Raw genomic sequence first — 13382 nt, 5'->3', positions numbered from 1 at the left:
CGGCGCCGATTGCGTGGACCGCCCGCTTACTTCGACTCGGAGCCGAAGTACGAGGCGTAGATCTTCGCGTAGGTGCCGTCGGCGCGGATGCCTTCGAGGCCCTGGTTGATCCTGGCGAGCAGCTCGGCGTTGCCCTTCTTCACGGCAATGCCGTACTTCTCGACCGGGAAGCTGGTGTCGCTCACCGTCTTGAAGCCGCCGGCGGTGTTGTTGGCGAGGTAGTGCACCACCACGCCGTTGTCGGCCACCACGGCCTGCACTCCGCCGGCTTCGAGTTCCTTGAGCGCCAGCGGCGTCGATTCGAAGCGCTTGATGGCGGTGTTCGACTTGCCCAGCAGCTTGCCCACGACCTCGTCGCCGGTGGTGCCGTTCTGCACGCCGACCTTCAGCGTCTTGATGTCCTCGAACCTGGCGATGGGCGCGTCGTTGCGCACGGCGATGAGCTGGCGCGCGTCGAAGTACGACTGCGAGAAGTCCATCGTCTGGCGGCGCTCGTCGGTGATGGTGATGGCCGACACCAGCAGGTCGCGGTCGCCCTGGGCCAGCGAATTGAAGATGCCTTCCCATGGCGTGTTGACGAACTTCACCTCGAAGCCGGCCTTCTGCGCGACCGCCTTCACCACGTCGATGTCGAAGCCCACGATCTCGCCCCTGTCGTTCTGCGACTCGAAGGGCGTGTAGGCGGCATCGGTGCCGACCACGAGCACGCGCGCGGGGGCTGGTGCCGCCGGTGTGCCGGCGGCCGGGGCCGATGCCGGCTCCTGCTTGCCGCAGCCGGCAATGGCGAGGGCCGCGAGGAGGCCTGCGGCGGTGAGTGCGAAGCGGCGATTGATGGTGATGCCTGACATGGGGTGCCTCCTTGGAACTGTCTTGAACTGCTTGCCTTGTTGTATGGGAAATCAGGCGCCTACCGAGCGCAGCGACTCGGAGGTCAGCGTGAAGTAGCGCGTGCCGATGGCGTCGGACACATGGTAGGCCGCCGTCTCGCAGCTGGCGAGCAGCTTTACGAGCTCGGGATAGTCGGCGTCAGGCCCTGTAGCGCAAAGGTGCTCCAGCGTCCAGCTGGCCGGATCGGGCAGCTCGTACGACAGCGCCGTCAGCTTGCCCGGCGCGCTGCCCGCGAGCCGCGCGATGCGCCCGCGCAGGGTCTGCGTGACCCAGGCCAGTGAACGTGGGTTCTCGGCGTCGAGCACCAGCAGGTCGACCATAGTGGCGACGTCGCGGCGCTGCTGGTAGCGCGCGTGGAAGGTGATGGTGCTGTCGAAGAGCGCCACCATGGCTTCGAAGCCGCTCACCTCGTGCACCGCGCCGTTGTCGAAGCCGGCCTCCAGCGCATTCGCCAGGAAGCCCAGCCGCTCGATGTGGCGGCCGATGGACAGGAGGCGCCACGCGTCGTCGCGCGTCATGCGGTCGGTCTGCGCGCCGGTCATCGCTGCGAGCGCGTTGCTGGCGGATTCGAGGGCGCGCAGCGCGGCGCTGGCGGCGAAGCTGCCTTCGTCAGCCTGCTCGGCGGCGCGGCGCAGGAAGTCGGCCTCGGTGCGCACGATCTGGTTCCAGGTGTCCTGCGAGAGGCGCTCGCGCACCGCGGCCGCCGCCTGCCGGATGCAGCGCAGGCTGAAGCCCACGCTGCCGCCGCGGGCCACGTCGCCCAGCTCGGCGATGAGCGCACGCTCGAACACGCGGCGCGACTGCGGCGCGCTCGGCACTTCGGCCGGCACCAGCGCATTGCGCAGCGCCATGCGGTGCAGCCAGTCGAGCAGCGGACGCGAGGACTGGTCTTCGCTGCCCAGCAGGCTCAGCGTGAGACGGGCGAGGCGCACGGCGTTCTCGGCGCGCTCGGTGTAGCGGCCCAGCCAGAACATGTTCTCGGCCGCGCGGCTGGTGACCGGCGCGCGATGCCGCGCGAGCGATGCCGGCGTGCTGTGCGGCTGCAGCAGCGTGGTGCGGTCGACCTCGCCGTGCGTCTGAACCCACACGTCGGCACTGCTGCCGCCGCGCTGCATCGAGGCGAACTGCGCATCGGGCTCGGTGAGCCGTGCCAGCCCGCCGGGCAGCACGCGCCACGATTGCGCGCCGTCGCTTACCGCGAACACGCGCAGCATCACCGCGCGCGGCGCGATATGGCCCGGGCCCATGTCGTTGGCCCAGGTGGGCATCTGCGACAGCGGCATGTAGCCTTGCACAGTGTGGACGTCGCCCTCGCGCACGATGCGGCCGGCCCACTCGTCGAGCTCGCGCCGGCCGAGCTGGCTGCCGAGCACCGCGTCGAAGCTCGCGCGGCCGTCGAAGCCGGGATAGGTGGGCTTGATGGCGCTGTCGCCCAACTGCGGCAGCACCGATTCGAGCGCCGCGCGCTCGCCGCACCACCAGGTGGGCAGGGCGGGCAGCATGAGCTTCTCGTCGATCAGCCGGCGTGCCAGCCCCGGCAGAAAGCCCAGCAGCGCGGGCGATTCGAGAAATGCCGAGCCCGGCATGTTCGCCACCAGCACGTTGCCGGCGCGGATCGCCTGCAGCAGGCCGGGCACGCCGAGCGTGGAGTCGGGGCGCAGCTCCAGCGGGTCGAGGAACTGGTCGTCGAGCCGCTTGATGAGGCCGTGCACCGGGCGCAGGCCCTGCAGCGTCTTCAGGTAGAGCCGCTGGTCGCGCACCGTGAGGTCGCTGCCCTCGACCAGCGTGACGCCGAGGTAGCGCGCGAGGTAGGCGTGCTCGAAGTAGGTCTCGTTGTACGGCCCCGGCGTGAGCAGCGCGATGTGCGGCGGCACGCCCGCCGGGCACATGCGCTGCAGGCCTTCCATCATGGCGCTGTAGGTGGCGGCCAGGCGCTGCACGTGCAGCGCCTCGAAGGCCTGCGGAAACTGCCGCGTGATGGCGAGGCGGTTCTCGAGCAGGTAGCCCAGGCCCGAGGGCGCCTGCGTGCGCTGCGAGACCACCCACCAGTTGCCGTCGGGGCCGCGCGCCAGGTCGAAGGCGGCGATGTGCAGCCAGGTGTCGCCCGGAGGCTTCACGCCGTGCAGCGCGCGCAGGTAGCCGGGGTGGCCGCGCACCAGCGCCGGGGGAATGAGGCCCTCGGCCAGCAACTGCTGCGGGCCGTAGGCGTCGGCCATCACACGGTCGAGCACGCGCACGCGCTGCAGCACGCCGGCCTCGATCTGGCTCCAGCTCTCGGGCGAGACGATCAGCGGGAACAGGTCGAGCGACCACGGCCGCTGCGGGCCGTTGGCGTCGGCGTACACGTTGTAGGTAACGCCGTTGTCGCGGATCTGCCGCTCCAGGCTGGCCGCGCGCCGGGGCAGGTCGTTGAAGCCGCCCGGGCCGAGCTGTTCGAAGAAGGCGTTCCAGGCGGGGGTGAGCGGGGGCTGCTCCGGGGACTCAGGGGGCGTGGCCTGCAGCGCGGCCGGTGGCTGCGTCGCCGCGTCGTGCAGCTGCGGCGCAGGGGCGGGCGCCGCGGCCGGCCGGGAAGAGGCTGCCGGCGTGGCCAGCCCGCGCATTTCGTCGAAATGGCCGGGCAGGGCGGGCGGGGCGAGCGCCGACGCCAGGGCGGCCGGAAACTCCAGTGCCTGGGCGTCGAACAGGGATTCGTTCAAAGGTTCCACAGGGGGTGGATTGTCACACCGCCGTCACGGGGGAGCCGTTCGGGCAGTGTGCGGAATATCCCGGTCAACGCCGCAGATCGAGCGTGAACGGGAATTCGCGGCTGCCCGGCAGCTCGATGGTGGCCGGCGGCGTGCGCAGCAGGCCGGGGGTGTGGCCGGTGCGGGTGAAGCGCGAATGGCGGCGGCTTTCGGCCTCATAGGCATTGACCGGGAAGGTCTCGTAGTTGCGCCCGCCCGGGTGGGCCACGAAGTACTGGCAGCCGCCCAGCGAGCGCTTCATCCAGGTGTCGACGAGGTCGAAGGTCAGAGGCGCGTGGGCCCGGATGCTCGGGTGCAGCGACGAAGGCGGGTTCCAGGCCTTGTAGCGCACGCCCGCCACGAACTCGCCGGCCACGCCGGTGGGCTGCAGCGGCAGCACCTTGCCGTTGACGGTGACGACGTGGCGGCTTTCGTTCAGGCCGGTCACGCGCACCTCGATGCGCTCCAGCGACGAATCCACATAGCGCACCGTGCCGCCGATCGCGCCTTCCTCGCCCATCACGTGCCAGGGCTCGAGCGCATTGCGCAGCGAGAGCTCCACGCCCATCGCCTGCATCTGGCCCACCAGCGGGAAGCGGAACTCGAAGTGCGGCGCGAACCAGTCGGGGTCGAAGGCGAAGCCGGCCTGGCGCATCTCGCTGATGACGTCGTCGAAGTCCATCTTCACGAACGTCGGCAGCAGGAAGCGGTCGTGCAGTTCGGTGCCCCAGCGGGTGACGGGCGCCTTGTAGGGGTCGTCCCAGAAGCGGGCCACCAGCGCGCGGATCAGCAGCTGCTGCGCGATGCTCATGCGTGCATGCGGCGGCATCTCGAAGGCGCGCAGTTCCAAGAGGCCGAGGCGGCCGGTGCTGGAGTCGGGCGAGTAGAGCTTGTCGATGCAGAACTCGCTGCGGTGCGTGTTGCCCGTGACGTCGATCAGGATGTTGCGCAGCGTGCGGTCGACCAGCCAAGCCGGCATGTTCTGGCCGTAGATCTCGCGGTTCTTCGCGATCTCCTTCAGCGCGATCTCGAGCTCGTAGACCTGGTCGTTGCGCGCCTCGTCCACGCGCGGCGCCTGGCTCGTCGGGCCGATGAACATGCCCGAGAACAGGTAGCTCAGCGACGGGTGGTTGTGCCAGTACAGCAGCAGGCTTGCGAGCAGCTCGGGCCGGCGCAGGAAGGGGCTGTCGGCCGGCGTGGCGCCGCCCATCACGAAGTGGTTGCCGCCGCCGGTGCCTGTGTGGCGGCCGTCGGTCATGAACTTCTCGGCCGACAGGCGGGTTTCGAAGGCGGCGTTGTAGAGGAACTCGGTGTGGTCGACCAGTTCCTTCCAGTTGTGGGCCGGATGGATGTTGACCTCGATCACGCCCGGGTCGGGCGTGACCTGCAGCAGCTTCAGGCGCGGATCGCGCGGCGGCGGATAGCCTTCCATCACGATGCGCACGCCCAGGTCGCGCGCGGTGGCTTCCACGGCCGCGACGAGGTCGAGGTAGTCCTCCAGGCGGGCCAGCGGCGGCATGAAGACGTAGAGCACGCCCGAGGCGCTGCCCTTCTTCTCGGCGGCGGGGCCGTTGGCGCGGCGCGGGTCGCGCACTTCGACGCACAGCGCGGTGCGGGTGATCCAGTGGGCGGATTCGCCGCGCAGGGGCTGGCGGGTCACGCTGGGATCTGCGGAGCTGGCGGCGTCGTTGTCGTCCTCGCCATGCCCATCGCCGTCGCTCGCGGCGCCCGGCGTCTGCATGCGCAGCGCAGAGGGCACGACGGGCGGCGTGCCGAAGGCGTAGGGCACGGCGCCGAGGCCGGCTCCCGGTCCGCCGGTGTCACCGGTGCCCACGGCGTAGCGCGCCCGGTAGTCGGCCCCGCTCGGTAGCGCGCCGCGGGGCGCGTTCGGATCGCGCTCGATCATGTACGGGTAGTCGCCCTTGCTAGCCCAGGGCTGCGAGTCGAGCGGCAGGCGGTAGCCCATGGGCGAGTCGCCCGGAATGAGGTAGAGCCGGTCGTCGCGCAGGAACCAGGGGCCGGTCTTCCAGGCGGGGCCTTCGAGCGAAGGGGCGTCGCGGTTCGCGTTGCCGGGCTCCAGCGGCAGCATGTAGCCGATCACCGCATCGAGCTTCTGGGTGAACACGCGGCGCAGGCGCATGCGCTCAAGCTCGTCGTCGAGCCTGGAGTCGAAGGGGTCGACGTTCACCGGCAGGCGGCGTTCGCGCCAGAGGTAGTAGTAGATGTCCTCGTAGCCCGGCTGGATGTAGCGCTCGGTCAGGCCCAGCTTCTGCGCCAGCAGGTTGGTGAAGCGGCGCGCGTCCTCGCTGGTGTAGTGCGTGGGAAAGCGCTCGTCGGCGAAGAGGTCGGGGTCGTGCCACAGCGGCTGGCCGTCGGCGCGCCAGAAGATCGACAGCGCCCAGCGCGGCAGCTGTTCGCCCGGGTACCACTTGCCCTGGCCGAAGTGCAGGAAGCCGCCCTTGCCGTATTCGGCGCGCAGCTTGTGCACGAGCTCGGTGGCGTAGCCGCGCTTGGTCGGGCCGAGCGCGTCGGTGTTCCATTCGGGCGCGTCGCGGTCGGTGGTGGCCACGTAGGTGGGCTCGCCGCCCATGGTCAGGCGCACGTCACCGGCCTTCAGGCGCGCGTCGACGGCATCGCCCAGGGCCAGCACGTCGGCCCACTGGTCTTCGGTGTAGGGCTTGGTGACGCGCGGCGATTCGTAGATGCGCGTGACCTTCATGTCGTGGCCGAACTCGACCTCCGATTCGTCCACGCCGCCCTCGATCGGCGCGGCGCTCGAAGGCGTGGGCGTGCAGGCCAGCGGAATGTGGCCTTCGCCCGCCAGCAGGCCCGAGGTGGCGTCGAGGCCGATCCATCCGGCGCCGGGCAGGAACACCTCGCACCAGGCGTGCAGGTCGGTGAAGTCGACCGTGGTGCCGCTGGGGCCGTCGAGCGCCTTCACGTCGGGCGTGAGCTGGATGAGGTAGCCCGAGACGAAGCGCGCGGCCAGCCCGCAGTGGCGCAGCAGCTGCACCAGCAGCCAGCCCGAGTCGCGGCAGGAGCCGCTGCCGTTGGCGAGCGTTTCTTCCGGCGTCTGCACGCCGGGCTCCATGCGGATGAGGTAGTTGACGTCCTTCTGGACCTGCTGGTTCAGGCCGACCAGGAAGTCGATGGTGCGCTGTTCCTTGCGGTCGATCTTGTCGAGGTAGGCCTGCAGCAGCGGCGTGACCGGCTCGGCCACGAGATAGGGGGCGAGTTCCTCGGCCTGCGAGGGCTTGTACTTGAAGGGAAAGTTCTCGGCCTGCGGCTCCAGGAAGAAGTCGAAGGGGTTGTAGACCGCCATCTCGACCACGAGGTCGACGGTGACCTTGAATTCGCGCGTCTTCTCGGGAAACACGAGCCGCGCCTGGTAGTTGGCGAACGGGTCCTGCATCCAGTTGACGAAGTGCTCGGCCGGCTCGACCCGCAGCGAATACGAGATGACGTTGCTGCGGCAATGCGGCGCGGGCCGCAAGCGCACGACCTGGGGGCCCAGCTGCACCAGCCGGTCGTACTTGTAGTGGGTGACGTGGTGGAGAGCGGCGTGGATGGACATGCGTTTTTGTGTGCAGTGCTGGCAGATTGCATCGGGAGAAGATGTCTCTGGTGAGACGCATACTAGCCGAGATGCCAAAGCAATTAACGCGCCACTGAGCGTGATTCGGGGAGGGTTTGCATCATGGATTCGGGAGTTGTCCGATGACGCGGTTTCGCGCGTCAGGCCAGGCTGTGGGCGGCGTTGGCGGGTTCGCGGCGCTGGGTGGTTCGCTGCTGGGAGCGGCCTTGCAGCTGCAGCAGCCGATGCTGTGGCCGGCATGGGTCTATGCCGGTTTGCTATGTATAGGTACGGCCGGAATGTGGTGTCGCCGAGTGACGGGGAGCGCGCTGCTGTTGGTCGCCCTGGCATGTGGAGCGATGGCCGGCGCGGGGCTCGCCGGATGGCGTGCGGTGGCCTATGCGAAGGGCGCACTCGGCCCGTCGCTCGAAGGCCGCGACCTGCGCGTCACGGGCGTCGTGTCGGAGATGCCCCAGCGCAACGAGGCCGGCACGCGCTTCGTCCTGGATGTCGAATCCGCGCAATGGACCGACGCCGACACGCGGGGCCGGCCGGCCGTACCCGATCGCATCGCTCTCGGCTGGTATGCGGACGGCTCCAGCCCCTGGGGGCATACCTCGCCAGCCAGCATCGTTGCCGCTTCCCCGCATGCCGGCGAACGCTGGAGCCTGACGGTGCGCCTGAAAGCGCCGCATGGCAACCGCAACCCGCACGGCTTCGACAGCGAACTCCGGATGTGGGAGCAGGGCCTGCACGCCAGCGGCCATGTACGAGCCGGCGCGCGCGACGCGGCGCCCGTGCTGCTCGGCCCCACCTGGCTGCATCCCATCGAGCGTGCCCGTGAAGCGGTGCGCGACGCCATCTTCGAGCGCGTGCCCGACCGCGCCCGCGCAGGCGTGATCGCGGCCCTGGTCACCGGCGACCAGAACGCCATCGACCGCGCGGGCTGGGATGTGTTCCGTGCCACGGGCGTGGCGCACCTGATGTCGATCTCGGGCCTGCACGTCACGATGTTTGCCTGGCTCGCCGCGCACGTGGTCGGCCTGCTCTGGCGCCGCAGCGCCCGGCTGATGCTTCGGCTGCCCGCCCAGCAGGCGGCGCTGGTCGGCGGCGTGCTGCTGGCCGCGCTCTATGCGCTCTTCAGCGGCTGGGGCGTGCCGTCGCAGCGCACGGTCTGGATGCTCGCGACGGTCGCGCTGCTGCGCCTGACCGGGCGGCGCTGGCCCTGGCCGAACGTGTGGCTGCTGGCCGCGTCCGTCGTGGTCGCGCTCGATCCTTGGGCGCTGATGCAGGCGGGCTTCTGGCTGAGCTTCGTGGCGGTGGGCGTGCTCTTCGCGACGGACGCCGGAATGCCGGGCGAGCAGCAGGCCGGCCCGGCCGCCCGGCTGCTGCGCTTCTTCCGCGAGCAGTGGACCATCACGCTGGCGATCACGCCGCTGAGCCTGCTGCTGTTCCAGCAGGTGTCGCTGATCGGGCTGCTCGCCAACGCGGTGGCGATTCCGTGGGTCACGCTCGTGATCACGCCGCTGGCGATGCTCGGCGTGGCGCTGCCCCCCTTGTGGGACGTGGCCGCCTGGGCCGTGCATGCGCTGGCGCTCCTGCTGCAATGGCTGGCCGGCCTGCCGCATGCCACGCTGTCGATGGCGGCGCCTCCGCTGTGGATGGCCGCCTGCGGCGTGGGCGGCGGCGTGCTGCTGGCAATGCGGCTGCCATGGTCGCTGCGCAGCCTCGGCGTTCCCCTGCTCCTGCCGGTGCTGCTGTGGCAGGCACCGCGGCCCGCGGTGGGCGAGTTCGAACTGCTCGCCGCCGACATCGGCCAGGGCAACGCCGTGCTCGTACGCACTGCCACGCACAGCCTGCTCTACGACGCCGGCCCGCGCTACAGCCTCGAAAGCGACGCGGGCCATCGCGTGCTGGTGCCGCTGCTGCGCGCGTACGGAGAGCGGCTCGACACGCTGGTGGTGAGCCATCGCGATGCCGACCACATCGGCGGCGCGCCCGCGTTGCTCGCGATGCAGCCCGGGGCCGCGCTGCTGAGTTCCATCGAGGCCACGCACCCGCTGCAGGCGATGCGCGCGGCGAAGCGCTGCGAGGCGGGGCAGTCTTGGAGCTGGGACAGCGTGCACTTCGAGGTGCTGCATCCCTTCGAGAGCGACTACCGCAGCTTCGGCAAGCCCAATGCGGTTTCGTGCGTGCTGCGCATCGACAACGGACGCGCGTCGGCGCTGCTGGCGGGCGACATCGAGCGGCTGCAGGAGACGGCGCTGCTCATTCGCACGCCGCAGCTGTTGCGTGCCGACGTGCTGCTGGCGCCGCATCACGGGAGCAAGACTTCGTCGGGCGCGGCGTTCCTCGATGCAGTGCAGCCGCGCATCGCGTTCGTCCAGGCGGGGTATCGCAACCGCTTCGGCCATCCGGCGCGGGAGGTGGTGGCGCGGTACCGCGAACGAGATGTGCGGCTGATCGAGAACACCCGCTGCGGCGCCGCGCATTGGAGCAGCGCGAGGCCTGCCGAGGTGGGCTGCGAGCGCGAGCGCCGGGCGCGTTACTGGCAGCACCGGGAGCCGGACGAGGTTGGCCGTCCGGAGCCCTGAAATCGTGAACTAATTGTCAAAAGTAGCCTGAAAGACCTCTTGTAAAGGCGTTCCCGATCGCGTTCCATGCGTTGTATCGTTTCGCTACAACTCAGAACAAGGGGGCAACATGGACAAGCACAACCGTCGGATCTCTCGTTGGGGCCCGTCTTCCGGGCGCGCCTCATGACGACCGGCGTTCCGGCCATCACCAGCGCGAGCCTCGCCGGCGGCTCCGGCGCGCGTCTCAAGATGCATCGCGAGGGTCCGGTGCTCGTCCTCACGCTGAGCAATCCCGAGGCGCGCAACGCGATCAATCCCTCGGTCTACCGGACGGCCGCCAAGGCGATACGCACCACCGCCGGATTTCGCACGGTGCGCGCCATCGTGCTGCGCGGGGAGGGCGATCACTTCAGCGGCGGCGGCGACCTGCGGCGCCTCGCCCGGCAGCGCAAGCTGCCGCCCGCCGAGCAGCAAGGCCACATCGACGCGCTGCACGAATGGCTCATGGCGATCGAGGAGGCGCCGCAGCCCGTCATCGCCGCGGTCGAGGGCGCCGCGATGGGCGGCGGCTTCTCGCTTTGCCTGGCCTGCGACCTGATCGTGGCCGCCGAAGACGCGAAGTTCGCGATGTCGTACATCAACGTCGGCCTCTCGCCCGACGGCGGCGGCACCGATTCGCTGGCCCGTTCGCTGCCGCCGCAGGCCGCACTCGAAATGCTGCTCGACGGCACGCCCTGCACCGCGAAGCGGCTGCATGAGCTGGGCGTGGTCAACAAGGTGGTGCCGCACGGCGAAGCCGGCGCCGCCGCGCTCGCCTGGGCGCAGCAACTCGCGCGCGGACCGTTCGAAGTGCAGGCGCGCATCAAGCAGCTGGTTTATGCGGCGCGCGGACGCAGCCGCCGCGAGCAGCTGGAGGCCGAGCGCGAGTCCTTTCTGGCCAGCCTCTACAGCGACGAGAGCGGGGAGCGCATCAAGGAATTTCTCTCGCCCCGCAAGAAGCCGGAAACGACCGGGGAGGGCCCCCCGACCTGAGCGCGGAAAGATCATCCGACCCGTCTCCGGCCTTGGCATCAGGGGTTCTACTGGCCCTGAACTTGCTAAGCTACTAACTCAAGGAGATTGGTCGTTCCATGCACAAATTTGACGAGATGTACGAGCAGCTTCCCTATGCTGGAGCTGCGATCCGACAGCATTACAAGCGCTACGACCAATGGCTCGCGAAGCAACCCGGTGAGGTGATGCGTTCGCGACGCGAAGAGGCGGAAATGATCTTCCGCCGGGTCGGCATCACCTTCGCGGTGTACGGCGCCAAGGACGAGGACGGCTCCGGCACCGAGCGGCTCATACCGTTCGACCTGCTGCCTCGAATCATTCCCGCCCACGAGTGGGCGAGCATGGAAAAAGGGCTGGTGCAGCGCGTGACGGCGCTCAACCGCTTCCTTCACGATGTCTACCACGACCAGGAAATCATCAAGGCCGGCATCATCCCGGCCGAGCAGATCCTGAACAACGCCCAGTTCCGCCCCGAGATGATGGGCGTGAACGTGCCGCACAACGTCTACTCGAACATCTCGGGCATCGACATCGTGCGCGCCCCCGATGCCTCGGGCAACGGCGAGTACTACGTGCTCGAAGACAACCTGCGCGTGCCCAGCGGCGTGAGCTACATGCTTGAGAACCGCAAGATGATGATGCGGCTCTTCCCCGAGCTCTTCAACCAGAACCGCATCGCGCCGGTCGCCCACTACCCCGACCTGCTGCTCGAAACGCTTCGCGCCAGCGCGCCGCCGGCCACGGCCGAGCCCACGGTGGTGGTGCTGACGCCGGGCATGTACAACAGCGCCTACTTCGAGCACGCCTTCCTCGCCCAGCAGATGGGCGTGGAGCTGGTCGAGGGGCAGGACCTGTTCGTGAAGGACAACTTCGTCTACATGCGCACCACGCGCGGGCCGAGGCGCGTGGACGTCATCTACCGCCGCGTGGACGACGACTTCCTCGACCCCGAGGTGTTCCGCCCCACCTCGACGCTGGGCTGCGCAGGCCTGATGCGCGCGTATCGCGACGGCAACGTCGTCATCTGCAATGCGGTGGGCACGGGCGTGGCGGACGACAAGTCGATCTACCCCTACGTGCCGAAGATGGTGGAGTTCTACCTCGGCGAGAAGCCGATCCTGAAGAACGTGCCCACCTACATGTGCCGCAACAAGGACGAGCTGCAGTACACGCTCGACAACATGAAGGACCTGGTCGTCAAGGAAGTGCACGGCGCCGGTGGCTACGGCATGCTGATCGGCCCCGCCGCCACGCAGGCCGAGATCGAGGACTTCAAGAAGGCCGTGATCGCCAAGCCCGACGGCTACATCGCACAGCCCACGCTGAGCCTGTCGACCTCGCCCACCTTCGTCGACGCCGGCATCGCGCCGCGCCACATCGACCTGCGCCCCTTCGTGCTCTCGGGCAGCGAGGTGCAGATGGTGCCCGGCGGCCTTACGCGCGTGGCGCTCAAGGAAGGCTCGCTGGTGGTGAACTCGTCGCAGGGCGGCGGCACCAAGGACACCTGGATTCTCGAAGCCGACCGTGTGCCCAAGTCCAAGGCTCCCGCACAGTCGCAAAGCCAATCGCAGTAGGAGCACGAACGATGCTGTCCCGCACCGCAGACCACCTCTATTGGATGTCCCGCTACACCGAGCGCGCCGAGAACACGGCGCGCATGCTGGACGTCAACTACCAGACCTCGCTCCTGCCGCAGTCCGCCGAAGTCGCCAAGTACGGCTGGCAGGGCGTGCTCTCCATCAGCGAGCTGCTGCCCTGGTACAACCAGAAGTACGACCAGATCGCGCCCAAGGAGGTGATGGAGTTCATGGTCAAGGACGAGAGCAACGCCTCGTCCATCGTCTCCTGCCTCAAGGCCGCCCGCGAGAACGCACGCGCCGTGCGCGGCGCGCTCACCACCGAAGCCTGGGAAACGCAGAACACCACCTGGCTCGAAGTCAACCGCATGCTGCGCTCGGGCGATTTCGAGCGCGACCCCGGCCAGTTCTTCGAATGGGTCAAGTTCCGCTCGCACCTGTCGCGCGGCGTCACGCTGGGCACCATGCTGCAGGACGAGGCCTTCTACTTCTCGCGCCTGGGCACCTTCCTGGAACGCGCCGACAACACCGCGCGCCTGGTCGACGTGAAGTTCCACGCGCTCAACAGCGAGTTCTTCGGCGCCGCCACCGAGGAAGACCAGGAATACGACTTCTATCACTGGAGCGCGATCCTGCGCAGCGTCTCGGCCTTCGAGGTCTACCGCAAGGTTTACCGCGACGTGATCAAGCCCGAGCGCGTGGCCGAACTGCTCATTCTCCGGGCCGACATGCCGCGCTCGCTGCATGCGAGCCTGGTCGAGGTGGTCAACAACCTGGCGAAGGTTCAGAACGAGCAGAGCGCCGAAACGCAGCGCCGCGCCGGGAAGCTTCTGGCCGATCTGCAATATGCGCGCGTCGACGAAATTCTGGCGACGGGGCTGCATGCGTATCTCACGCAATTCCTTGATCGAGTGAATGAGCTGGGGGTGCGTATCAGCCAGGATTTTCTGGTTCCGGCGCATTGAAATGCGAAAGCTTCATCTCCCTTGCG

General features: G+C 68.8%; 7 protein-coding genes. 4 read left to right on the top strand and 3 right to left on the bottom strand.

What is annotated here, in order from left to right:
* Positions 1–26 precede the first annotated feature (26 nt).
* The 3 genes from ABL844_RS20730 to ABL844_RS20720 form a co-directional block, all read right to left on the bottom strand.
* On the bottom strand, positions 27–848 hold the full coding sequence (locus ABL844_RS20730) for a basic amino acid ABC transporter substrate-binding protein (RefSeq protein WP_184641273.1): 822 nt from the start codon (positions 846–848) through the stop codon (positions 27–29).
* Positions 849–899: 51 nt separating this feature from the next.
* Positions 900–3593 (bottom strand): circularly permuted type 2 ATP-grasp protein, encoded by a 2694-nt coding sequence (locus ABL844_RS20725; protein ID WP_418128763.1) that lies wholly within the window; start codon positions 3591–3593, stop codon positions 900–902.
* A gap of 64 nt (positions 3594–3657) precedes the next feature.
* Positions 3658–7185, bottom strand: coding sequence for a DUF2126 domain-containing protein (locus ABL844_RS20720; RefSeq protein WP_418128762.1), 3528 nt, complete (start codon positions 7183–7185; stop codon positions 3658–3660).
* Positions 7186–7328: 143 nt separating this feature from the next.
* On the opposite strand from ABL844_RS20720, the gene ABL844_RS20715 reads away from it, so the two are divergent.
* The 4 genes from ABL844_RS20715 (at position 7329) to ABL844_RS20700 (ending at position 13356) form a co-directional block, all read left to right on the top strand.
* Positions 7329–9779 (top strand): DNA internalization-related competence protein ComEC/Rec2, encoded by a 2451-nt coding sequence (locus tag ABL844_RS20715; RefSeq protein ID WP_418128761.1) that lies wholly within the window; start codon positions 7329–7331, stop codon positions 9777–9779.
* A gap of 165 nt (positions 9780–9944) precedes the next feature.
* Positions 9945–10793, top strand: coding sequence for an oxepin-CoA hydrolase, alternative type (locus ABL844_RS20710; RefSeq protein WP_184641269.1), 849 nt, complete (start codon positions 9945–9947; stop codon positions 10791–10793).
* 98 nt (positions 10794–10891) lie between these two features.
* Positions 10892–12388, top strand: a complete 1497-nt coding sequence (locus ABL844_RS20705; protein ID WP_418128760.1) for a circularly permuted type 2 ATP-grasp protein — start codon at positions 10892–10894, stop codon at positions 12386–12388.
* Positions 12389–12399: 11 nt separating this feature from the next.
* Positions 12400–13356, top strand: a complete 957-nt coding sequence (locus ABL844_RS20700) for an alpha-E domain-containing protein (RefSeq protein WP_019656032.1) — start codon at positions 12400–12402, stop codon at positions 13354–13356.
* Positions 13357–13382 lie beyond the last annotated feature (26 nt).

Origin of the sequence: Variovorax sp. 278MFTsu5.1 (genome assembly GCF_048305045.1) — a bacterium.
Taxonomy (GTDB): Bacteria; Pseudomonadota; Gammaproteobacteria; order Burkholderiales; family Burkholderiaceae_C; genus Variovorax; species Variovorax guangxiensis.
Note: the sequence above shows the minus strand (reverse complement) of the source record. Positions and strands in the feature narration are given on the sequence as shown.